General features: G+C 37.3%; 21 protein-coding genes and 1 other annotated feature. Of the genes, 3 read left to right on the forward strand and 18 right to left on the reverse strand.

Translation table 11 applies throughout. From position 1 onward, the window contains the following. Positions 1-2: 2 nt before the first annotated feature. Both aspS and hisS read right to left on the reverse strand, forming a co-directional pair. The gene (aspS, locus tag LG377_RS07825) at positions 3-1,781 is read right to left on the reverse strand and encodes an aspartate--tRNA ligase (protein WP_225744110.1); all 1,779 of its coding nucleotides are present in this window, start codon (positions 1,779-1,781) and stop codon (positions 3-5) included. Positions 1,782-1,795: 14 nt separating this feature from the next. Beyond that, on the reverse strand, positions 1,796-3,097 hold the full coding sequence (hisS, locus tag LG377_RS07830) for a histidine--tRNA ligase (protein WP_225744111.1): 1,302 nt from the start codon (positions 3,095-3,097) through the stop codon (positions 1,796-1,798). A gap of 61 nt (positions 3,098-3,158) precedes the next feature. Continuing rightward, positions 3,159-3,374: a binding site (T-box leader), on the reverse strand. Positions 3,375-3,547: 173 nt separating this feature from the next. On the opposite strand from hisS, the gene LG377_RS07835 reads away from it, so the two are divergent. Beyond that, positions 3,548-4,882, forward strand: a complete 1,335-nt coding sequence (locus LG377_RS07835; protein ID WP_225744112.1) for an N-acetylmuramoyl-L-alanine amidase — start codon at positions 3,548-3,550, stop codon at positions 4,880-4,882. A 194-nt stretch (positions 4,883-5,076) separates the two neighbouring features. Continuing rightward, a complete protein-coding gene (locus LG377_RS07840; protein ID WP_225744113.1) occupies positions 5,077-6,282 on the forward strand; it encodes a sodium:proton antiporter in 1,206 nt (401 codons plus the stop codon). A 111-nt stretch (positions 6,283-6,393) separates the two neighbouring features. Here LG377_RS07840 and dtd read toward each other — a convergent pair whose 3' ends face one another. The 8 genes from dtd to LG377_RS07880 all read right to left on the reverse strand — a co-directional run bounded on the left by dtd (position 6,394) and on the right by LG377_RS07880 (position 14,374). After that, positions 6,394-6,840, reverse strand: a complete 447-nt coding sequence (gene dtd, locus LG377_RS07845; RefSeq protein ID WP_225744114.1) for a D-aminoacyl-tRNA deacylase — start codon at positions 6,838-6,840, stop codon at positions 6,394-6,396. Between the two features lie 39 nt (positions 6,841-6,879). Continuing rightward, entirely contained in the window at positions 6,880-9,090 is a 2,211-nt protein-coding gene (locus tag LG377_RS07850; RefSeq protein ID WP_225744115.1) for a bifunctional (p)ppGpp synthetase/guanosine-3',5'-bis(diphosphate) 3'-pyrophosphohydrolase, read from the reverse strand. 172 nt (positions 9,091-9,262) lie between these two features. Next, positions 9,263-9,931: a deoxyribose-phosphate aldolase gene (deoC, locus tag LG377_RS07855; RefSeq protein ID WP_225744116.1), complete on the reverse strand. Its 669-nt coding sequence runs from the start codon at positions 9,929-9,931 to the stop codon at positions 9,263-9,265. A gap of 44 nt (positions 9,932-9,975) precedes the next feature. Then, positions 9,976-10,926, reverse strand: coding sequence for a 50S ribosomal protein L11 methyltransferase (gene prmA, locus LG377_RS07860; protein ID WP_225744117.1), 951 nt, complete (start codon positions 10,924-10,926; stop codon positions 9,976-9,978). After that, positions 10,904-11,455, reverse strand: coding sequence for a DUF3013 family protein (locus LG377_RS07865; RefSeq protein ID WP_225744118.1), 552 nt, complete (start codon positions 11,453-11,455; stop codon positions 10,904-10,906). The genes prmA and LG377_RS07865 overlap by 23 nt, the downstream gene beginning before the upstream one ends. 29 nt (positions 11,456-11,484) lie before the next feature. Further along, positions 11,485-12,144 carry a DNA-3-methyladenine glycosylase gene (locus tag LG377_RS07870; protein ID WP_370632566.1) on the reverse strand — a complete coding sequence of 220 codons (660 nt, stop codon included), beginning with the start codon at positions 12,142-12,144 and terminating at the stop codon, positions 11,485-11,487. Positions 12,145-12,184: 40 nt separating this feature from the next. Next, positions 12,185-13,462: an HlyC/CorC family transporter gene (locus LG377_RS07875; RefSeq protein WP_225744120.1), complete on the reverse strand. Its 1,278-nt coding sequence runs from the start codon at positions 13,460-13,462 to the stop codon at positions 12,185-12,187. A gap of 381 nt (positions 13,463-13,843) precedes the next feature. Then, complete coding sequence (locus LG377_RS07880; RefSeq protein WP_225744121.1) at positions 13,844-14,374, reverse strand: GNAT family N-acetyltransferase; 531 nt, start codon at positions 14,372-14,374, stop codon at positions 13,844-13,846. A 265-nt stretch (positions 14,375-14,639) separates the two neighbouring features. Between LG377_RS07880 and LG377_RS07885 the strand changes: the two genes are divergently transcribed. Continuing rightward, complete coding sequence (locus tag LG377_RS07885; RefSeq protein ID WP_225744122.1) at positions 14,640-15,068, forward strand: hypothetical protein; 429 nt, start codon at positions 14,640-14,642, stop codon at positions 15,066-15,068. Positions 15,069-15,278: 210 nt separating this feature from the next. On the opposite strand, the gene lepA is transcribed toward LG377_RS07885, so the two are convergent. The 8 genes from lepA to rbfA form a co-directional block, all read right to left on the reverse strand. Further along, positions 15,279-17,102: a translation elongation factor 4 gene (gene lepA, locus LG377_RS07890; RefSeq protein WP_225744123.1), complete on the reverse strand. Its 1,824-nt coding sequence runs from the start codon at positions 17,100-17,102 to the stop codon at positions 15,279-15,281. Between the two features lie 126 nt (positions 17,103-17,228). Beyond that, complete coding sequence (dnaJ, locus tag LG377_RS07895) at positions 17,229-18,395, reverse strand: molecular chaperone DnaJ (protein WP_225744124.1); 1,167 nt, start codon at positions 18,393-18,395, stop codon at positions 17,229-17,231. Positions 18,396-18,569: 174 nt separating this feature from the next. Then, entirely contained in the window at positions 18,570-20,405 is a 1,836-nt protein-coding gene (gene dnaK, locus LG377_RS07900) for a molecular chaperone DnaK (RefSeq protein WP_225744125.1), read from the reverse strand. A 52-nt stretch (positions 20,406-20,457) separates the two neighbouring features. After that, a complete protein-coding gene (gene grpE / locus LG377_RS07905) occupies positions 20,458-20,994 on the reverse strand; it encodes a nucleotide exchange factor GrpE (RefSeq protein WP_225744126.1) in 537 nt (178 codons plus the stop codon). A 22-nt stretch (positions 20,995-21,016) separates the two neighbouring features. Beyond that, positions 21,017-22,045, reverse strand: coding sequence for a heat-inducible transcriptional repressor HrcA (hrcA, locus tag LG377_RS07910; protein WP_225744127.1), 1,029 nt, complete (start codon positions 22,043-22,045; stop codon positions 21,017-21,019). Between the two features lie 163 nt (positions 22,046-22,208). Continuing rightward, positions 22,209-23,165, reverse strand: coding sequence for a riboflavin biosynthesis protein RibF (gene ribF / locus LG377_RS07915; protein WP_225744128.1), 957 nt, complete (start codon positions 23,163-23,165; stop codon positions 22,209-22,211). An 8-nt stretch (positions 23,166-23,173) separates the two neighbouring features. Continuing rightward, positions 23,174-24,091, reverse strand: coding sequence for a tRNA pseudouridine(55) synthase TruB (gene truB / locus LG377_RS07920; protein ID WP_225744129.1), 918 nt, complete (start codon positions 24,089-24,091; stop codon positions 23,174-23,176). A gap of 159 nt (positions 24,092-24,250) precedes the next feature. Further along, positions 24,251-24,601: a 30S ribosome-binding factor RbfA gene (gene rbfA, locus LG377_RS07925; protein ID WP_225744130.1), complete on the reverse strand. Its 351-nt coding sequence runs from the start codon at positions 24,599-24,601 to the stop codon at positions 24,251-24,253. Positions 24,602-24,650: the final 49 nt, after the last annotated feature.

Here is a 24,650-nt window from a genome sequence, read left to right on the forward strand (position 1 = left end):
TTTTATGAATCTCCTTCTTTTTTCGTTACTTCTAGTGATAATTCTTGAAGCTGGCTATCAGATACGAAAGAAGGTGCATTTGTCAGTGGATCAATTGATTTTCCATTTTTAGGGAAGGCAATAACTTCTCTGATATTCTTTTCTTTAGCAAGGATCATCACTAATCTATCTAATCCAAAGGCGATTCCTCCGTGAGGTGGGAATCCGTATTCCAAAGCATCTAATAAGAATCCGAATTGGTTAGCCGCTTCTTCTTTTGAGAATCCTAATGCACTAAGCATTTTTTCCTGTAACTCTCTTTGGTGTATACGAATAGAGCCTCCACCAATCTCATATCCGTTTAATACGATATCGTAGGCATTCGCATAAACACTTTGAGGATCAGTTTCTAGTTTTTCAATATCTTTTTCAAGTGGCATCGTGAATGGATGATGCGCAGCACTATATCTACCCGCTTCTTCATCATATTCAAGAAGTGGCCATTGATCTACCCATAAAAAGGCCAACTCATCTTCATCGATCAAGTTCAGTTCTTTACCAAGATGCGTTCTGATCGCTCCAAGCGCGTCAAACACAACTTTAGGCTTATCTGCTACAAATAATAGCAAATCCCCTTCTTCCGCCTGCATTCTTTCTTGTAATTCAGTGGTAATGGGTTTATCATTAAAGAATTTAGCAATCGGCCCACTAAAGCCTTCAGCAGTAACTTTCATCCAAGCTAATCCTTTAGCACCGTATATAGAAGCAACTTCTCCTAGTGCATCAATATTTTTACGCGAGAATTGATCTGCAGCACCTTTGACGGTCAATCCTTTAACAATTCCACCGTTTTCTAAAGTACTAGAGAATACTTTGAAATCTGAATCTGCAACTACATCTCCCAATTCAACAAGTTCCATAGCAAATCTTGTGTCTGGCTTATCGCTACCAAAACGGTTCATTGCTTCATCATATGAAATACGCGCAAATGGTCTAGTGATTTCTGTACCTTTAGTTTTTCTAACGACTTCAACGAGCAACTGTTCCATCAATTCTTGAATTTCTTCTTCATCGACAAAACTTGTTTCAATATCGACTTGAGTGAATTCTGGCTGACGATCCCCTCTTAAATCTTCATCTCTAAAACAACGAACGATTTGGTAATAACGGTCTAGTCCAGCGCCCATCAATAGTTGCTTAAATAATTGAGGTGACTGGGGAAGTGCGAAGAATTTTCCTTCGTGCACTCTTGAAGGTACAAGATAGTCTCTCGCCCCTTCCGGCGTTGATTTTGTTAGGTAAGGTGTCTCGATATCCAAGAATCCTTGTTCATCTAAGAAGTCACTGAATACTTTTTTTACTTTATGACGGATGATCATGTTTTCTTTCATTTTGTTTCTTCTAAGATCCAAATATCTGTATTTCAGTCTAAGGTCATCTGACACACCGTTTGTATCTTGCAAGTCAAATGGTGGAGTTTTAGCTTTATTTAAAATAGATAAGCTTGTTGCTTCAAGTTCGATTTCTCCAGTAGGTAATGAAGTATTAACTGTTCCTTCCCGTCTCTTAACCACTGTACCCCTTACTTCAACAACAAATTCAGAGCGCAAAGATTCCGCAATCGTAAAAGCTTCTTTTGATTTATCTGAATTAAATACGACTTGTACAAGACCTTCTCTATCTCTTAAATCAACAAAGATCATTCCACCTAAGTCTCTTCTTTTTTGAACCCACCCAGAAAGTGTGATTTTTTCTCCAACTTGCTCTTCTCTTACTTCTCCACAATACATCGTTCTTTTCATATGCTTCACCATTCCTATTTTTTTAATCTAGATTCTATTTCAGCAGTAAGATCTTCATGATCTTCACTATACAAATCGCTCAAGGCTAATTTGATTTGCTCTCCTGTAGAAAGTTTTTTAATGTTAACTGTTCCTTCAGCGAGTTCGTTTTCACCTAAAGTAAATACATACTGAGCATTTAACTTATCAGCTGTTTTGAATTGTTTTGCTGGTTTACGATTCAAGAATTCACGTTCAACGTTCATTCCGTTCTTTCTTAAGGCGTGTGCTAGTTTCGTTGCTTCTTTATTTGTTGATTCTCCGATTGTAACGATAAAGGCATCTAATGCATCAATTACAGGAAACTCAAATTGCGCGTTCTCAAGCAGCATAACTAAACGTTCCAAGCCAATTCCAAAGCCAAAACCTGCTGTTTCAGGTCCTCCGACTTCTTCTACAAGCTTATCGTAACGACCACCCGCACAAACTGTGGTGTTTGATCCAAAATTAGGATCTTCTGTCATGATTTCAAAAATCGTGTCATTATAATAATCTAGGCCTCTTACCATGTTAGAATCTATAACATATTCGATATCCAGTGCTTCAAGAGAGGCTTTGACCGTTTCGAAGTGTTTTGACGACTGATCATCTAAATAATCTAATATCGATGGTGCTGACTGAACGATTTTTTTATCATTTTTATCTTTACTGTCTAATACTCTTAAAGGATTTTTGTATAATCGTTCTTTTGAATCTTTACTGAGTTCTTCTTTAAAAGGTTCTAGATAGTCAATTAATGCCTGACGATATACTTTTCTTGTTTCAACGTCTCCTAATGAATTGATCACTAGTTTAAGATTTTTGATCTGGAAAGATTTAAACAAATCCATTGCCAGCGCCATTGTTTCAACGTCTGTTTCAGGATTTTGACTACCGAATACTTCAACACCTAACTGGTGGAATTGTCTCATGCGTCCTTTTTGAGGGCGCTCATAGCGAAACATTGGGGCAATATAATAAAATTTAGTCGGTTTCTGATGTTCTGGTCCGTATAATTTATTTTCAACATAAGAACGAACGACACCCGCTGTACCTTCTGGACGCAACGCTACGTGTCTTTCTCCTTTATCGTAAAAGTCATACATTTCTTTAGATACAATATCACTTGTTTCTCCAACACCACGTGCAAACAATTCAAACTGCTCAAAAATCGGTGTACGTATTTCTTTGAATTGATAGCGTGATAATAGTTCTCTGGATTTTGACTCTACAAATTGCCATTTGTTCGTGTCTTCAGGTAAGAAATCTGGTGTGCCTTTAAGTTTTTGATAGCCCATTTTAATCCTCCATTGTTAAAAAAATCTATAAAAAAAGTCCTACTTTTACACAATTGTATAAAAGTAGGACGTGTATATTAGTATACTCACGTGGTACCACCTAATTTCAGAAAGTAAACATACTTTCTCTCAACAGTTAACGCCTTTTAAACGTGACAGCTTTTCACTGTCATACCTCCAGAGTGTCTTTCAAATAAAAGTTAGGGGTCTCTTTCAGCCAGGGAGAACCTTTCTTTATCGGTAACTTTTAGTTTACTGTCTCTTTCAACGGTCTATTTGTAATTTATTATGTTTGTATATTGAATATAAGCTTACAAGAAAGCCAATCTAATGTCAATATAGGTTTTTTATTTTCACTGTGACTGATTCATATTGCATATCAAAGAATTTAATTGCTATAATAGAAAGTAATAAATGCGTTTATTTTGTGTTTCTGAAAGGATGACTGGAATGGATCAGAATGAACCTTCCCTACATAAATTCTTACCTAAAAAAAATCTTTTTATAGCCATTATTTTACTCTTACTCAGCATTACGGTAGCTTCAACAATCGTATTAGCGAATGAAAACAGCGTTACGGTCAAAGCAAGTATATTAAACGTTCGAATTGGACCTGGTCTCTCTTATGATGTAGTAACTCAAGTCAATGAAAATCAGAGATTGAATGTGCTTGACGAAGAAAACCAGTGGTATAAAGTTAGGCTCTCAAACGATGAAATCGGCTGGGTCGCTGGATGGCTCGTAGAGAATGATGAAATCACTTCTGAAACTCAACGATACGGCAGAGTTACCGGTAAAGAAATTAATATTAGACAATATGCTACAACAGATTCTCAAATCCTTGGTACTGTTTTTGAGAACACTGAACTGTCTATACTCTTCGAGGAGGGTGACTGGTATCAAGTATTGTATCTTGGTAAAGTTGCTTGGATTCACAAAGACTACGTGGAAATCATTGATACATTATCAGCTGAACCTACGGAAGAAACTTCTTCAACACAAGAAGTCATCGTTGGTGATGTCCAAACCAATATCCGAGCAGCTGCTTCAACAGATGCAGAAATTTTAACAACAGCTGAGCCTAATGCCCGTTTAATTTATTTAGACCAAGAACAAGACTGGTATAAAGTTCAGTTAGATGATGGTAGAACGGGTTTTGTCGCCAACTGGGTTACAAGTTTATCCAATGTTGAGACAGTGAATGTTCAAGAAGTGGAAAGACAAACTAACCGAGCGGTCACAAATTTATCAGAAGCTACCATTATGATTGATCCCGGTCACGGTGGAAAAGATCCAGGTGCTATTTCTGCAAGTGGCTTGTACGAAAAAGATATCGCCTTGAGTACCGCCAAAATACTTCAACGTCGTCTTCAAGACGCCGGAGCAAATGTTTTACTAACTAGAGATGATGATACATTTATATCACTGAATGATCGAGTTTACCTTACTCACAAAGCTTCAGCAGATGCTTATATTAGTATTCATTTCGATGCGATGGAAATCGCTAATTCGATGACTGGCACAACAACTTATTATTACTCCGACAACGAAAAAGATCTGGCAGATACAGTCAACGCTTATCTAGCACAGAATGGCCCACTATCTAATAACGGTGTTCGTTTAGGAGATTATTACGTTTTAAGAAACAATGCCCAACCATCTATCTTATTGGAACTGGGATACTTGAATCATGATGTCGATGTCACGCAAGTAAATACTCAGTCCTATCAATCCACTGTTGTAGAATCAATCTACCAGGGATTAAGAGATTACTTCTCAAATTAGCTTGAAATGAACATAAATACATTATATAAAAGACGGTCAGAAGAATGCTTCACTCTATCTTTTGACCGTCTTTTGTTTATCTTTTTATACGTGGTTAATGACTTAGATATCATAAACATTTTTTAAGTTCAAAATAAAATTATGTTAAAGTAATAAATAATACATAACTCAGTAAATAGAAAGAAGGTATTTTTATGCAATTAGTGATTCACCAATTAATCATTTTATTATTTGTCAGTATGATCGTCTTCACCATAGACGTAAAACAGTATTATTTTCCTGTACCCGTTGTGCTGGTTTTTATCGGTATCGGTCTTTCCTTTTTGCCCTTGTTTTCAGGATTTGAGACCTCTAAAGATATTCTTTACGAATTGTTTATCCCAGGCCTACTCTTTGTGTCAGCCTATCAGTATTCGGCTGAAGCCTTTAAGAAAAATGCCTTACTAATCATTTCCTTAAGTACTCTAGGGATGATTGCGACAGTTCTTCTACTAGGTACTGGTATCTACTATGCAACTTCTTTCTTCTATCCATTCAGTTGGAGTATCTCTTTTTTACTCGCGGCTATACTAGCTCCTACTGATCCGATTTCAGTTGTATCTATTCTCAAACACAGCTCGGGTTCAAATGAAATCGCTGATGTTGTCGAGGGAGAATCCATGTTGAATGATGGAACGAGTGTTGTTTTATTCACTGTTTTTTTAACGCTTGTAGAATCAGGTGGGAGATTTTCTACCCTTCATTTCGTAGAAGATTTTGCCTTTGTAGCCATCGGCGGAGTCGTTGTTGGGTTGGTATTTGGCTGGATATTAAGTCAGGCTGTGCATATTACTTCCCATCAACCCTATCAAGTCATGTTAAGTGTATTGATTGCATACGGTAGTTTCCTGCTCGCTGAAGAAATTGGCTTTTCTGGTGTACTCGCAACGGTGGTTTCAGGAATCATGCTATCTAATACCTTTTCAAAAAAAGAAAAAGAGAGACCCTTTAGAATCGCGCTAGGAGGCTTCTGGAATGTAATCGATCCATTGTTATCCTCTATCTTATTTCTCTTTATCGGAATACAATCAGCCGCTTACTTGAATTTTGATTATTGGTATTTAGCCCTGATTATTTTCGTCCTTTCCGTTTTGGCTCGCTTTGCAGTCTTGGCTTTAACTTTATACTCTGTGCCTAAATGGAGAAAAAAATTCAGTAATATTCTCTCCGTTCTGATCATGCTTTCATGGTCAGGAATCAAAGGATCCATGTCCGTGATTCTTCTTCTATGGACATTGGATAGTTCAGCTGGTGAAATACCGATCTTGATTTCCTTGGCATTCGCTTCTATCCTGATCTCATTTGTATTACAAAGTGCAGGTATATATCCATTGACTAAGTTATTGAATAAAAAGAAGTGAGATAGTGAATACTATAAATACGTGAACCGAAAAAGGCCCCGGCTAAATGAGTGAATACAACACATTTAGCCGGGGCCCCTTTTTTATACTGAAGTTTTTTATCAGATCATTTTACCTATTTTGAGAATCAATTGTAATAGTTACCGGTCCGTCATTGATCAAGGAAACTTTCATATCCGCTCCAAAACGACCCTTTTCAACTCTAATTCCCTGATTTCTAAGAGACTCGTTGAATTGCTCATATAACGGGATCGCTTTATCGGGCTTAGCCGAGCGGGTAAAGCTTGGACGATTCCCTTTTTTCGTATCGGCATATAACGTGAACTGAGAAACAGATAAGATTGAACCTTCTACTTGTTGTAGAGAAAGATTCATCTTTCCGTTTTCATCTTCAAATATACGCATATTGCTCGCTTTTTGAACGAGGTAATCTACATCTTCTTCTGAGTCGTTTTCACCGACACCCACAAGAATCATTAACCCTTTATCAATGGAACCTACAATTTCATTATCGATCTTTACTTGAGCTTCTAAAACTCTTTGTATAACTAAACGCAATGCTTTCCCTCCCAATATACCATTAAATAAAGTTGAAAATCAGGATGTGATTCTCTTAACAGAATAGACATCGGGAATGGATTTCACTTTATCAACAATTTTTTCAAGTTCTGCCAAGTTTTGAATGCCTATCGTCACACGAATAATCGCCATTTTATTGTTATCAATTCTTCCATTTACATTGTTCAGTTTTCCAGTTTGAGAATTGATGACTTGTAGCACTTCATTCAGTAACCCGGAACGGTCATAGCCTTGTACTTGTAATTCTGCATTATAAGACTTTTCAGTTCCTGTAGATTCCCATTCAACATCAATTAAACGTTGATCAGCATCTTCTGAAGCATGGACATTTGGACAATCTACTCGGTGAATAGAAACACCACGCCCCCTTGTGATATAGCCGACTATATCATCACCAGGTACAGGGTTACAACATTTACTTAAACGAACAAGCAAGTTGTCTGCACCTTGGATCATTACGCCGCCTTCATGCCTGATTTTCATTTTTTCCGGTTCTTTTTTCTGTTTCATTTCTATTGGATTGTTTTCATCCAATTGCAGTGCTTTTTCTTCACGTTCTTTTCTTAACTTATCTGTTAAACGATTCGCGACGGTAACCACTTTTAATTCTCCAAAACCGATAGACGCGAAAAAATCATCGTTGTGCTGATAATTAAAACGCTCCGCAACTTTTTTGATTGCGTATTTTTTCATCACTTCTTTTGGATTGAATCCCATGTCAAGAATCTGTTTTTCAAGAATATCTTTACCGCGTTCAACATTCTGTTCTTTTTCCTGCGTTTTGAAAAAGCGTTTGATTTTATTTTTGGCTTTAGAAGTATTGACGTAATTTAACCAGTCTCTACTTGGACCGAATGAATTCGGAGACGTCAACATTTCTACAATATCCCCGTTTTTTAATTTATAATTTAACGGAACGATTTTGCCGTTTACTTTAGCCCCCATGGACTTGCTTCCAACTTCTGTATGCACATGGAAGGCAAAATCTAGTGTACTGGAGCCTGACGGTAGTTCCATAACGTCGCCTTTAGGACTGAATACATACACTTTATCTTTAAAGATGTCTTGTTTGATGGAGTCCATGAAATCACTAGCATCATTTGATTCACTTTGAAGCTCTAAAATATCTCTGAACCAAGAAATATGCTGAGACATGTCATCATTATCGATTTTCTCTGTAATGCCTTCTTTATAAGCCCAGTGAGCTGCCACACCATACTCAGCAATCTCGTGCATTTTAACTGTTCTGATTTGAACTTCCAAAGGCGTTGCATTTGGACCTAGTACAGTCGTGTGTAAAGACTGGTACATATTTGCTTTTGGCATCGCAATATAATCTTTGAAACGACCTGGCATGGGTTTCCATCTGGTATGAATCGCACCCAAAACTCCATAACAGTCCTTAATAGAATCAACAATGACTCTGATTGCTAAAAGATCATAAATTTCATTGAACTGTTTTTTCTGATGTTTCATTTTTTTATAGATAGAATAGATATGCTTCGGTCGTCCAGTGATATTCGCTTTAATGCCTAATTCTTCAACGGATTCAACGATCGCACTTTTTGAATCCTCGATGTAGCGTTCTCTATCTTCTCTTCTTGAATTCATTAAATGAACGATGCGGTAATATTGTTGAGGATTCATGTATCTTAATGAAGTATCTTCCAGTTCCCATTTAATACGGCTGATACCTAAGCGATCTGCTAATGGTGCATAAATTTCAAGTGTTTCTTTAGCAATATCTCTTTGTTTTTCGGGACGGTGATGTTTGAGTGTACGCATGTTATGAACGCGGTCCGCCAGTTTTACTAATATAACTCTGACGTCCTGAGCCATAGCTAATAGCATTTTTCGGTGATTTTCAGCTTGGTGTTCTTGTTTGGATTTGAATTTGATTTTCCCTAACTTTGTTACACCATCTACTAAATCTGCTACTTCAGGTGTAAAGATATTAGAAATATCTGCATAGGTATAATCTGTGTCTTCGATTACATCATGAAGAAAACCAGTAGCAACGGTTACGGGATCCATTTTCAGATCTGCAAGGATTCCAGCTACTTGGACAGGATGCATGATGTAAGCTTCTCCTGACTTGCGAATCTGACCTCTATGCGCCTCTTCTGCCAAGTCATATGCCTGTTTAACAAACGTTACGTGCTTGCTGTTCATATACGTTAAACAAAGCGCTATAACTTCTTGAGGAGTATAGTCTTTTTTTTGTGACATAAATCCTACCTTCTTTTCTCATGATTTCATTTTTAAATAGTTTATGAATAAATTAGTGTTGAACTTTACTGTATTGATAATAAAACCAGCACTTTTTACAGTGCTGGTTCTAAGGTATATTATATCGTTTTTAAGCTGTACTTTCAACCAGTCAAGAACACACTGCTGTAGATTAGTAAGTTTCAGAACCTTCTACGCCTTCGACTAAGGCGATACCATTTGATGTTCCGATTCTAGTCGCTCCAGCTTCGATCATTGCTTTAGCATCTTCTAAAGTACGAACGCCTCCAGAAGCTTTCACGCCCATTTCAGGACCAACAGATAAACGCATCAATTTAATATCCTCGACTGTCGCGCCTCCTGTTGAAAAGCCAGTTGACGTTTTAACAAAATCAGCACCTGCGCGCTTAGCGATTTCACAAGCTCTGATTTTTTCATTACGTTCAAGCAAAGATGTTTCAATAATCACTTTAACGATGGCTTTATGACCAGCAGCTTTAACAACTGCTTTAATATCGTCATGTACGAATCCAAAATCTTCGCTCTTCATTGCACCAATATTGATAACCATGTCGACTTCATTCGCTCCGTCAGCAATGGCTTGTTTCGTTTCAGCTACTTTAATTTCTGTAGTGTTTGCCCCTAATGGAAATCCGATAACGGTACAAGTTTGTACATCTGTACCTTTAAGTAAATCAGAAACATAAGATACCCATGTCGGGTTGACACATACTGCTTTGAAATCATATTTCTTTGCATCTAAACAGGCTTGTTGAATAATAAGGTCTGTTGCTTCTGGTTTAAGTACGGTGTGATCGATATAGCTTTTTAAGTTTTCCATTGATAAATTCCTGCTTTCTAAGTGAGTGATTTAAAATAATATGGTTAATCTTCTTCAGGTTTGATGGCTAAAATGGCTATCCAATCACCCATCTGATTGATTTGCTGAATTTCAAATCCATTTGCAACTAGACTTTCGAGCACTTGTTCTTTTTTATCTAAAATAATTCCTGAAGACAAGAATTGCCCACCGGGTTTAAGATTCTTGAAAGCATCCGGAATCAATTTCAAAATAATTTCTGCAAGGATGTTGGCAACGATAATATCTGCCTGTACATCGATTCCTTTTAACAAGTCATTAGGTTTGATGGAAATATCAGCGTCTAATTGGTTTAGTTTGACATTATCTAAAGCAGATTTAACAGCTACGTCATCCAAATCATATGCTTGTATAGAAGCTACTCCAAGCAGTGCGCTAGCAATCGTCAAGACCCCTGATCCAGTTCCAACATCAAGGATATGTTCTCCACCGCGCACGATGGATTCTAGAGACTGTAAACATAGTTGTGTTGTTGGGTGCGTTCCGGTCCCAAAAGCCAGTCCTGGATCTAGTGTAATAATTTTTTCGTCTTCATGTTTTTTCGTATACTCTTCCCACTGAGGGACGATTGTCATATACCTTGTGATCGAAACAGGATGATAGTGCTTTTTCCAGGCATTAGCCCATTCTTCTTCTACGACATCCACAGTTTCCACTTGAAATTCCTTGATGTCTAAATCATAGTTTTTCAACTCTTCGATTCTTTTGATCAACCGTTCTTTCGTTTCTTCAGAAGCATCTTTGCCGTAAAAATATCCTTTAATTAAAACACCATCTTCAGGAAAGTCATCTTCATTTAATTCCCAAAGTGAATCCGTAACGTATTCAGGATGAACTAGAAAGTCTTGCCGATCAGCAACCGATACACCAGCTGATCCTAGCTCAACTAAGATATTAGAGACAGCTTCAGAGGCCTCACCATTGATAAAAACTTTATATTCTTTCCACTCCACCATTCGCTTCATCCTTTTTGATTTGATCTATAAATGATTCTTCTTCGTCCAGTTTCATCTGGATTTTTTCTTCATCATAGCGATCAAGTGATTTAAGTGTTTGAACAGCACCTTCAAGATCTCGGTCACTCCAAACCAGCCTAAACTCTCCAGATACGTTATCCAAAGCAAATTTTTCAAGTTCAGTTATTCCTGCTTCAGCTACGATATTTAATTGCTTAATACAAGCATCCACGTATCCTTTTTCGATTCCAGTATGACTATTCATGATAACCGCTTCTAAATAGTTTTGCGGCTTAATGTGTGCGTATGCTGGATCGTAAAAGCAGATAACGTCTTCAAATTGAATCGACCCTGGCATGTTGGAACGACCAGTCACATCTTGAACCTGTAAAGACTCATCGACCTTAACGTTGAATGTAATATATACTTCAATCAATCTTTTCTTTGTATTTTTTACAACTTTCCATTGAAATACCGGATAAATTGATTTTAGTTCATCGTCTATATAAGTTGCGAGATCTGATTTCAATTTGTACCCTCCTATAGTTATGCGTCAGTTTATTTTAACACAGTCTTCCATCCATTATCTACGGAAACCTTTCCGCGCTTTCTTGAAACGTATGGATTACCGACAACTGTGTATCTCAAAGGCGCTTGTGTCCATATTCCTTTGTTGGGAATACCAATTCTAGGAGAAGCTTCGATGACTTGAGGAATCTTCTTCATCGATTCATCTATATAGAGTGGTTTTTCCTTTATAGTAGTTCCGTTATCAGCCATGTTGATTCCCATAGCTTTTGTCATTTTCCCAGGACCATTTGTTAATTCAACCCCTTGTTTCTGACGGTTCATCAACATCAAATCTTCACCCTCAAATGGTTCAATTGCACGTATAAGTACCGCATGAGGAATTCCTTCAGGTTGAGTCACAATATTGAGCATATGATGTGTATGCATGCTATAAATATAAACGGTACCCGCTGTTTCATACATGGACGCAACTCTTGGTGTCTTTTTCCCATAAAACGTATGTGCCGCTTCATCTTCTACACCTAGATAAGCCTCTGTCTCTACAATCCACCCAGATACTTTTCCTACTTCGGTTTCTTTAATAACTAAGCAGCCAAGTAACTGTTTTGCGATTTCTTCTGTACTTTTATTTTGATCGATTTCATTTAAATTCAAACTATTAACCCTCGCCTTACAGATTTTATAGATAAAGAAAAAGCACGCTGATAATCAACATGCTTCCACTATTTTACTCAGAATCAGGATCCATACTCTTGTAGTCCACCTGAATTTCAAGCACTCTTCTATTTTTCACTTCAAGAACGGTTACTTCCATATTTTTATAGGTGAACTGGTCACCTTCAAATGGAACCCGGTTCAATTCTTCAATGACAAATCCACTAACGGTATTGGAAATAAATTCATCAGAATCATCTAACCTGAACAAATCAAACAATTTGTCTAATTTGGCCGTTCCTTTAATTTTATAAGATTCACCTTCAACAACTTCAAAGATTTCTTGTTCAATGACATCTGATTCATCCCAAATTTCACCTACAAGTTCTTCAAGAACATCTTCCATGGTGGCAATTCCCACTGTCCCACCGTGTTCATCCGTTACAATTGCCATATGCGTTTTCTTTAACTGCATCGTTCTAAGCAATCTAGATAAATTCATAACCGGCGGTACAAAAATCACTTCTTTTATAATCGTCAAGATAGAAGTTGCCTTACCCGTTCGCTCCTTAGCTTTAAGGTAGCGATTAAAATCTTTTTCGTGAAGGATGCCGACAACGTGATCAATCGTGTCATCGTACATAATCAATCTAGAAAAATTGTGCGTACTGAATAATTCTTCTATTTTGCGATCGTCTTCATTAACATCACACCCGACAACGTCCACTCTAGGCATTAAAATCGTCGAGACTTCAAGGTCATCAAACTCTATCGCTGATCTCACAAGCTGGTGTTCGTGATCTTCTATACTTCCACCTAATTCAGCCTGGTCAACCATTGAAAGCAACTCATCTTCACTGATCGTTTCTTGACCATCAAAGTCGAATAACTTATCTAATAACATTCTCCATTTTTCAAAAAACCAAATTGCTGGTCTGAATATAGTCATAAATACTTGGATAACCGGAGCAGCAAATTTGGCGATTGTTTCAGATTTTTCCTTCGCAATTGTTTTTGGCGTAATTTCTCCAAAGATTAACACAATAACTGTAATCACGATCGTCGCAATTGTAGCACCATACGTTGGAAACCATTTTACAAAAAGCAATGTAGCGATGGCTGATGTCGCAATGTTTACAATGTTATTTCCGATTAAAATCGTAGATAATACGGAATCAAATCTTTCAGCTAAGTGTAAGGTTCTTTTAGCTTGTTTGTTTCCACTCTCCGCTTCATTTCGCAACCGAATTCTGTTAGCTGAAGTAAAGGCTGTTTCTGATGAAGAAAAGAAAGCCGATAAAACGATTAATACTATTAAGAGCAATATACTCGATAAATCCCCACTGTCCATTAAGCTGGACTTCCCCCTTTATAATTCTATATAATATATTGTATCATAAACGCTATATATTTTTTAAAATATTCTGTTATTTTTAGAAATTATTTAACTTTAAACCCTTTACATATCATTAAAAACAATTGAATTTTTAATCGACTATAGTCCTTTTACTAACAAGTACTTCACATAGTATATCACTATAGCTACTAGATTTGAAATCCCCTATTATATCAAAAATTTAAGGACTGATTACAATGATTAGAGAAGCCCGTTTAACCGATATCGAAAGTATTTGCACTTTAATGGGGCGCTCAGGCTACACAACGGCTCATGAACAAATGATTGAACGGTTTAATAAAATTGATGGGCATTTATACTGATAGGTTCGTGTTATCAAATATCCAGATAAAACAAAATATCTGCTTTGCCATCTTGCACGGTTCCATTATATACCTTCGTATCAAGACCACCTATATGGAACCCTGTATTCACGTAAAAAATACAAGCTGAAAGGTTGTTATCCTGTGCTTGCGTATATATCCCGCGGTACCCTTTTAGATGCGCCACTTCTTTTGCTTTCTCTATTAGCATATTGGCAATACCTTGCTTGCGGTGTGTTTTATTTATTTTCAAGTCGTAAAGATACATATACTTAAAAAACGCTTCTTGCATGATCGCAAGTCCTATACACTCACCTTCATCATAGGCTCCTATGAAAATGCTATTCTTACTCATTTCTTCGTATTGGTAATTTTCGTCAGGGAAGCACATTTGGCTCACATCTTTTGGTGCAAATTCATGTACTGTATACGCCCACTTCTCATTCTCATAGGAAGGAATCATACGTCCCCATAATTGAAACTCTTCATTCTTTAGTTTAATATCCTCTTTATTTGTAGCATCAATTATTTTTACTTCTATCATTCAATCACCTCATTTCGTTTTTATCAAGCGTCAATATGTTAATATGAAGTCCAATGGTTTTCTATCAATTTTAATTAACCAAGATACAACGACATTCATTGATGAGAAATTTCACTCCTGAAAATAGTCTAGCACATATTTTAAGATAAAAGATGTTAAATTATAGTTAAAAGAAAATTTTCATACAATAGTATTTTTTGATGTAGAATACCTTATTGACTTAGTGACAGTAAGTTAAAATTCCATAACTGAGGTGAAAAATATGATGTATAAAAAAACAATTATTGCTTTGCTCTCATTGGTTGTTATATTGATAGGTGGATTATTATTTCGGTTTTTTTATGGGCCTTTTCAAATAGAAAATTCCATTAGTGTTGAAAATGATAGTGATGAATTAGTACCCTCCATTCAATTTTACTTGTCTCCGAGTATCCCTGATGATCCAGAACCAGAAAAAGATTTTGAATTTGGCTCAATTTCCGCAATTCAGCCAGGAGAAACCGGTGAAACCATTAGCTCTCAAGAAATAGAAAGAGATTACAATATTTTGATGGAATATGCACTTAAAGATGGGACTTTGAAAACAGATACTGTTAACCATTATATTGGAGGAAATTCAAAAAGGTATTCTCATATACTAACCATCATTGATGTAACTGAAGATGGAGAATTAATATTTAAGAATCATTTTTAAAAATTGTTTTTACTTAATTGATACTTTACATTTGACGAAGTAGACAATAGAATTCATACATATTCTACTATCAAATTCGCCTAGAGTTTTAAAGAACAATAATAGTAGATAGATAACTAAAAATCCTACCAGCCTCTACTGAAATAAGAGGATGGTAGGATTTTATACTATTTTCGATGATATTGGATTTAAAAGTTGGTGTGTAAGTTCTTACTCATCATCCAAGTTCAATACTGCCATGAACGCTTCTTGAGGAATCTCTACGTTGCCGACATTCTTCATACGTTTTTTACCGGCTTTTTGTTTCTTGAGTAATTTCTGACGTCTAGTGACATCTCCACCATATAGCTTAGCTGTAACGTCTTTACGGTAAGCTTTAACCGTTGAACGCGCCACAATATTCTGTCCAATAGCTGCTTGGATCGGAATCTCAAACTGCTGACGAGGAATCGTTTCTTTTAGTTGCTCTACTACAGAGCGTCCTCTAGCATAAGAGAAGTCTTTATGCACGATAAAACTCAAGGCATCGACTGTTTCTCCGTGGATCATAATATCCATTTTCACTAATGTACTTTCTCTATAACCAGCTTCAGAATAATCCAGTGACGCATATCCTTTAGTACTTGATTTCAGTCTGTCAAAGAAATCATAGACAATTTCGGATAAAGGAATATAGTAAGATACATTTACTCGAATATCATCCAAGTATTCCATCGTCAAGAATTCACCACGTTTACGTTGAGCAATTTCCATTACAGCACCTACGTAATCGTTTGGTACTGTGATAACTGCTTTAACATAGGGCTCTTCTACAGATTCAATTTCTTGAGGTGTAGGCATATCTGCTGGGTTTGATACGGTAATTTTCTCACCGTCAGTTTTGTTGATGTGATAAATAACGGATGGTGCTGTTGTAATCAAGTCAAGGTTGAACTCGCGCTCTAATCTTTCTTGAATTACGTCCATGTGAAGCATTCCTAAGAAACCACAGCGGAAACCAAAACCTAAAGCCTGAGACGTTTCTGCTTCGTATTGAAGTGCAGCGTCATTTAACTGTAGTCTTTCCAGTGCTTCTCTTAAGTCTTCGTATCTTGCTGAATCTGTTGGATACATACCACAAAATACCATTGGATTCATGTGACGATAGCCAGGTAAAGCTTCAGTTGTTGGGTTATTTGCTAGAGTAACAGTATCCCCTACACGCGTATCACGAACCGTCTTGATGTTTGCCGTAACATAACCAACATCACCGACCATCAAATAATCTCTAGATAATGGTTTAGGCGAAAAGATTCCAAGATCAGTTACTTCAAATTTCTTACCATTACTTAAAATTTGAATCGTGTCCCCTTTTTTCAAGACACCATCCATCACACGAATATTCAGTACAACCCCACGGTACGGGTCATACGCTGAGTCAAAGATCAGTGCTTGTAATGGATTATCGATGTCTCCTTCAGGAGCAGGGATTTTTTCAACGATTTGTTCCAGAATATCTTCAATTCCGATACCAGATTTTGCACTCGCTAAAACAGCGTCGCTAGCATCTAATCCAATAATGTCTTCAACTTCAGTTCTTACACGTTCTGGATCTGCTGCGGGTAAATCGATTTTATTGATTACAGGCAAGATTTCCAGTTCATTTTCAAGGGCAAGATACACATTGGCAAGCGTCTGAGCTTCTACCCCTTGAGCCGCATCCACTACTAGAATTGCGCCTTCACAGGCAGCCAGACTTCTAGATACTTCATAGGTAAAATCGACGTGTCCCGGTGTATCAATCAGGTGCAAGATATACGTTTCTCCATTTTTGGCAGTATATTGCAATTCAACTGTATTCAATTTGATCGTGATGCCACGTTCTCTTTCAAGATCCATTGAATCCAACAATTGGTCTTGCATTTCACGATCAGCTACCGTATGTGTTTGTTGTAAAATACGGTCAGCAAGCGTAGATTTACCGTGGTCGATATGGGCAATAATTGAAAAGTTTCTAATTTGTTTCTGTCTCTTTCGAGCAAGATTTTTATCCATTATATAAAGTCCTCATTCCTTCGTCTTCACGAGCGTTCTCTTAATTATACCAACGATGAGAATAGAGTACAATCAAATTCAAAAACATATAATAAAGAGACGACTACTTAGCCGTCTCTTCATTGATTATTTGTGTTTATCTTTGAATACATCTTTCACTTTTGAAAAAAATGTACCTTCGTCTTGCTCTACAACTTCATCATAGTCACTAACTTGGGCAAATTTTCTCAATTGTTCTGCTTGCTGGTCGTTGATATCTTTTGGTATCACTACATTGATTGTAATATGTTGGTCACCATTCCCTGTACCACGTAAGCGCGGTGCACCTTTTCCTCTTAAACGGAAAGTTGTGCCAGGCTGTGTTCCAGCAGGAATCTTGAATTTCACTTTACCGTGAACAGTCGGTACTTGAAGTTCATCTCCCAGAGCTGCCTGTACCATGTTGATTGGCAATTCATAATAGATTTCTGGTCCTCGTCGATCAAATTCTTTTGATCCCGCTACTCTGAATACAACATACAAGTCACCATAAGGTCCGCCGTTTTTACCAGCGTCCCCTTGACCTTGAAGACGCATTTGATTGCCATCTTCTACTCCAGCTGGAACGGTTACTTTAACAGAATGTTGCTCTTTCGTGTGACCCGAACCATGACAAACATCACATTTCTCTTTGATTTCTTGTCCAGTACCATTACAAGTCGGACAAGCTTGTTGAGTCATCACACGGCCAAATGGTGTGTTACGTTCAACGTTGATTGCACCTGCACCACCACATTGAGAACATGTCTGAGGACTCGTTCCTGGTTTTGCACCGTCACCGCCACAAGTATTACATTCTTCATCTCTCTTATAGCGTACAGTGGTTTCTTTACCAAAAATGGCCTCTTCAAATTTCAAGTCCACTACATACTGCAAGTCATCTCCTTGCATAGGAGCATTCGGGTTCCTAGAGCGTCTTCCGCCTCCACCGAAGAATTGATCGAAGATATCTTCAAATCCGCCTCCGCCAAAGCCGCCGGCACCTCCACCGAATCCACCGCCAAAACCGCCACCAGCTCCAAAGTTCGGATCTGTTGAAGCGTGGCCGTATTGATCGTATGCAGCACGTTTTTGATCATCGCTCAATACTTCGTAAGCTTCAGTGATTTGCTTGAATTTTTCGTCAGCATTTGCTTCTTTACTGATATCTGGATGATGTTTTTTCGATAATTTTCTGTAGGCTTTCTTTATTTCATCTTTTGAGGCATCTTTAGATACCCCTAAAAGATCATAAAAATCTTCTTTTCCTGCCATTTTGATCCTCCATACTCTTAAGAGTTACTAGATGTTTTGCTTCTATATGACTATACTACAATCCGAATAAAAAGCCAAAAGCACTAAGCTTTGGCTTTTTATCGTACAGACTATTCGGTTGATTCATGAATAAACTGAATTGCAGTTCAGATCGTTCTTTTAAAGAAGTCTTTATTATTCTTCGTCGTCGACTTCCTCAAATTCAGCATCTACAACACCATCATCAGAAGATTCTGCTTGAGCTCCAGCATCTTGTCCTTCAGCTTCTGCTTGTTGAGCAGCCGCTTGTTCGTAAAGTTTTACTGACATTTCTTGAACGATTTCGTTTAAAGTATCTCTCTTCACTTTGATTTCTTCAAGATCATCGTTTTCTAGAGCTGTTTTCAATTCATCACGAGCTTCTTCAGCTTTTTTAACGTCTGCTTCGTCGACTTTACCGTCTAGATCTTTAAGGGTTTTGTCGATTTGGAATACAAGTTGGTCAGCTTCATTGCGGATTTCAACTTCTTCTTTACGTTGTTTATCTGATTCAGCATTTTCTTCAGCTTCTTTAACCATACGTTCGATTTCTTCATCTGAAAGGCCTGAAGAAGATTTAATCGTAATGTTTTGTTCTTTACCAGTACCTAGGTCTTTCGCAGATACATTTACAATACCATTTTTATCAATATCGAATTTAACTTCGATTTGAGGTACACCACGTGGTGCTGCAGGAATATCTGTTAATTGGAAACGACCTAAAGTTTTGTTGTCTTTAGCCATTGGGCGCTCACCTTGTAATACGTGAACATCAACTGCTGGTTGGTTATCCGCTGCTGTTGAGAATGTTTGAGCTTTACTTGTTGGGATCGTTGTGTTGCGGTCGATCAGTTTAGTAAATACGCCACCCATTGTTTCAATACCTAAAGATAGTGGTGTAACATCTAGTAAGACGATATCTTTAACGTCACCAGAGATAACCCCACCTTGGATCGCTGCTCCCATTGCTACAACTTCATCAGGGTTAACAGAACGGTTAGGTTCTTTATCTGTTTCTTTTTTAACTGCATCTACAACAGCTGGGATACGAGTTGATCCACCAACCAAGATGACTTGATCGATATCTGATTTTGAAAGTCCAGCATCTTTAAGTGCTTGACGAACAGGGTGTTTTGTTCTTTCAACTAGGTCATCAGTAATTTCATCGAATTTAGCACGCGTTAATGTGATTTCCAAATGTAATGGACCAGCATCTCCTGCACTAATGAAAGGTAAACTGATTTGAGTTGAAGAAACGCCTGATAAGTCTTTTTTAGCTTTCTCAGCCGCATCTTTCAAACGTTGTAAGGCCATTTTATCTTTAGCCAAATCTACGCCGTTTTCTTTTTTGAATTCAGCAACAAGGTAATCGATGATTTTTTCGTCGAAGTCGTCCCCACCTAGCAAGTTGTCTCCAGAAGTAGATAATACTTCAAAGACCCCGTCTCCTAATTCAAGGATGGAAACATCAAATGTTCCGCCACCTAAGTCGAATACAAGAATTTTTTCATCTGTATCTACTTTATCTAAACCATAAGCTAGTGAAGCAGCAGTCGGCTCGTTAACGATACGATCTACTTCTAATCCAGCAATTTTACCGGCATCTTTAGTTGCTTGACGTTGTGAGTCATTGAAGTAAGCTGGTACAGTAATAACTGCATTTGTTACTTCTTCGCCAAGATAATCTTCAGCATAAGCTTTTAAATGTTGAAGAATAAAAGCAGAAACTTGTTGAGGAGAATATTCTTTTCCTTCAGCTTCAACTTTAAAGTTTTCACCCATGTGACGTTTAATTGAAATCACAGTATTCGGGTTAGTGATTGCTTGTCTTTTAGCAACTTCCCCTACTTGAATTTCGCCATCTTTAAAAGAAACAACGGAAGGAGTCGTACGGTTTCCTTCTTTGTTAGGAATGATCTTAGATTCTCCACCTTCAAGAACTGCTACAGCAGAGTTTGTTGTTCCTAAATCAATACCAATAATTTTACCCATTATAATCTCACCTTTGCTTTTTAAAATTTTTATTTTTAAATAACTTTAACAATTAAAGTGTTACGGTTACTTTCGCCGCACGTAAAACACGGTCATTTAATTTATATCCTTTTTCAAATACTTGTGCAACAACATTGCTGTCTTGACCTTCTTGAGCAGGCACTTGAGTGTATGCTTCGTGGAAGTTTGGATCAAACGGCTGGCCTTCTGCTTCAATGACTTCTATGCCTTCTGACTTAAGCGCATGATTGATGCTTTCCACAACCATTTCAATCCCTTTTTTCAAGTTTTTGCCAGCTTCATCTTCAACTTCAATGGTTAATGCACGTTCCATATTATCTAATGCTGGTAACAATTGCTTTGCCAGGTCCTGAGAACGGTAGCGAGTCGCTTGTTCTCTTTCTCTCTGGTTTCTCTTTTGAATGTTTGCTAGTTCTGCTTGAAGTCGGATATAACGGTCTTGAACTTCTTCTAGTTCTTGTTTTGTTTTCTCAAGTTCTTCTTGTACTGGATCAAGTTCAACTTGTTCTGTTTCATCTTCTGTCGCTTCAACTTCTTGATCTAAAATTTCTTCGTTGTTATCTTCCATATATAGTCCCTCACTTTAAACATTATTCTAAATAAAATCTGAGTAAATTAGCTGATAATTGCTTTCTGAATGCTTCTAATACACCAAAAGTCTGGTCGTAAGGCATACTTGTCGGCCCGAGAACAGCTATGATTCCGTCCCCATGACCGTCTACTTTGTAAGTAGCCGTAACTAAGCTGAATTCATCAAACAATTCGTGATTGAGTTCACTACCGATCTTGACTTCAAAATCTTCTGTTACGCGACTTAAAATCGTGTTCAGATCCAGATCGTTATCCAGCAATTCATACAAAGACTTCAATTTTTTCCTATCCATGTTTTCAGTGAAATCAAGTAGATTCATTTTCCCTGAAACATGCAGCCGTTCTTCTTGTGACTCACCAAAGACAGTTTGAATGGTCATCAACATATCTGAAGCAGTGGCAGCATACTTGTTGACCAGCAGCGGTATATCGTTTTGAAGTTTCTGATAAACCTCATATAGCGATATTCCCACTAAATGCTGGTTAAAAATGTTTGTCACTTTTTCGATATCTGACTCATTGACGTGTTCGGGAATCTGGAAAACTGTGTTTTCTATTGCGCCCGTATCCGTTTGAATGATGGCCATAACTTGTTGATGGTTCAGTAATACAAGTCTGAAACCAGTCAATTTACTCGTCTTTCCTTGAGGTCCAAGAACGAAAGCTGTGTAACTTGTTAACTGCGACAATAATTGAGCGGACTGATGAAACAAATCATCCATCTGACGTACATGACTATCAAATGTATTATTGATCATAACAATCTGATCTTGTTCGACCTTTTTTGGACGAATGAGATGATCGACATAAAATCGATAACCTTTCAAAGAAGGTACCCTACCCGAAGACGAATGCGTCTTTTCGATAAAGCCCATTTTCTCAAGGTAACTCATTTCATTCCGAATCGTTGCAGAACTCGCATCGATATTTGTTTCGTCGACTAATCTTTTTGAACCAACAGGCATACTTGTTGTTGTGTATATCCTGATGATTGTCTCCAAAATAGCCAACTGTCTCTTTGTCAACATGTGCATCATCTCCCTAAGCACGCTAGAGACATCTAAAATTTCAATCATTTAATAGTAGAGATTTAAAAGCCTTCTACCTTAACACTTTCATTAAATTAGCACTCGACATAACCGAGTGCTAACACAACTATAATTTAACAAATGATCCTTAACTTGTCAACTATTAAATTTGATTTATTTTGACCTTTGATAAAATCGCTCTAGATTCTTTTTCATCAAGAATGAGTTGATCAATCAATCCTTCTTTGGATTCATATTTCACTTCATCTCTCAAGTATTTAACCCATTTGATTCGAACATCTTCACCATAGATTTCTTTTTTGTAATCGAAAATGTTTACTTCAACAGAAATATCTTTTCTATAACCAAATGTCGGGTTGTAACCAATCGAAGCCATTCCATCATGCCACACGTCATCCACAAACATCTTAACAGCATACACACCAATTCTCGGCATAAAGACATCTGGATCTGATAAAACATTTGCTGTTGGATAGCCAATTGTGCGCCCTCTAGCGTCTCCATGGATGACAAAGCCTGAAGTTTCATAAATATAACCTAAAAGATCATTTGCTTCGTTCATGTTGCCTTCTACAATACATTTTCTGATACGAGTAGAACTAATTTTTTGTTCAGAAGCTAGTTGTTTTTGCACTTGATGAATTTCAAATCGACCTTTAGCAAACTGACTTAGATTATCCATATTCGCGATGTCTGCTTTACCATACGTATAGTCAAAGCCCGCTACGACTGCCTTAGCATTCCACCCAACGATATACTGATCTACAAATTCTTGTGGCGCTAAAGTACCAAAGCTTGAAGTAAAATCGACTTCATATAAAATATCAATCCCTGTCTGTTCAAGTAATTCTTCTTTTCTCTTGATGGGTGTGAGGTAATAGTGATACTCCGGGTCAAATTTTCTATATACAAATGCCGGATGGCGGTTAAACGTCATCATAGCTGCTTTTAACCCTTTTTCTTTTGCTAATTTTACGCCTGTTTCAATAACGGCTTTATGTCCTTTATGAATACCATCAAAAAATCCTAATATTAATACAATATCGTCTGGAAAAATCGCTGATGGATCATAAGGATGATGGATCTTAATAATTTTCATACGTTCACCTACACTTCTGTTCTCAATACTTTGATTGGTTTGATCCTATCTAATTTTGTTGGATGCTCTGAATAAATTGCAACAGCTTTGCTGTCTTTATAAAAAATAATTGGAAATTCTGAAAAAACAGGCAACTCTGATTTCATGAATACTGTCCCATTTTTCACTCTGCTCCATTCCTCTTCAGAAAGGTGGTGTGAAGGGAAAGATGTTAATGCAGATTCTAGAGGATTCAATATAGCTGAAAGCTTATTTTCATCTACTGCTTCTTGCACTTGGCTTAAAGTGACCGCCTGAGCTGACTGATAGCCTCCGCTCTCTGTTCGCCTTAGATCAGACATATGCGCTGGATAGTCCAGCAAGGCACCTGTATCAACGGCTAACGTACGAATATACGTCCCTTTACTACAAGAAACTTTAAATTTGAACGAAAGGGTCTTTTGCTCTTCATCTATAACGACATCTGACGTTCTTTCGTAACTATGAATGGTCACTTGTCTCGAAGGTCTCTCAATCACTTCTCCAGCTCGAGCGTATTCATACAACCTTTTTCCGTTCACTTTCACTGCTGAATACATTGGTGGGGTTTGTGTGATTTCTCCTGTTAGAGATGTAATAGCTTTATCGATCGCTTCCAGTGACAATTCAAGATCTACCTCTTGTCTATCAACTATTTCTCCTGAACGGTCTTCAGTAGTCGTAGAATAACCTAATGTTACTTCACCTTCATATGTTTTACCCGTATTCACCATATATTCTAGTACTTTTGTCGCTTTACCAATAGCAATAGGCAATACACCTTCTACATCTGGATCCAGTGTGCCAGAATGGCCGACCTTTTTAGTCTTCAGTATTTTTCTCAGTTTATATACACAATCATGACTTGTCATGCCTTTTTCTTTCCATAAAGGTATGATCCCCTCCATGCCCATTCCTCCAATACTCAATGTTTCTATTATAGCATATCTCTATGTAAAGTGATTGAACGTGGAAAAAGAGAATCACTGCCAGTTAAGACAGTTGACTCTCTTTCCACTTCAATCAATTATGATTCGATTTGATCTTTTATTCAAATGAATGTTGGATCAATCTTCTTTTTTTAATTGATTCAATAATTCATCAATATGACTACCGTAAGCTACGGATTCATCACGAGCAAAAAATAATTCTGGTGTTTTATGAATAGACAGACGACTTCCAAGTTCTTTTCTGATCAAACCTTTAGCTTTTTCTAAGCCTTCTTGAGTATCAGTAACTGTCTTTTCATCATCTTTCAACGTACTATAATATACTTTAGCTTGTTGTAGGTCTCCGGTAACTTCAACATCTGTTATCGTGATTCCTTGAACACGAGGGTCTCTTACTCGCTTTTGCATAATATCGTTGATTTCTTTTTGAATTTCTTGGGAGACTCGCCCAACTCGATAATTTGGCATATTTGCTCACCTATCCTTATATATGTCTTCTAGTTCAATCCATCATCTT

Source organism: Marinilactibacillus sp. Marseille-P9653, assembly GCF_916618885.1.
In the GTDB taxonomy this organism is placed as follows: domain Bacteria; phylum Bacillota; class Bacilli; order Lactobacillales; family Carnobacteriaceae_A; genus Marinilactibacillus.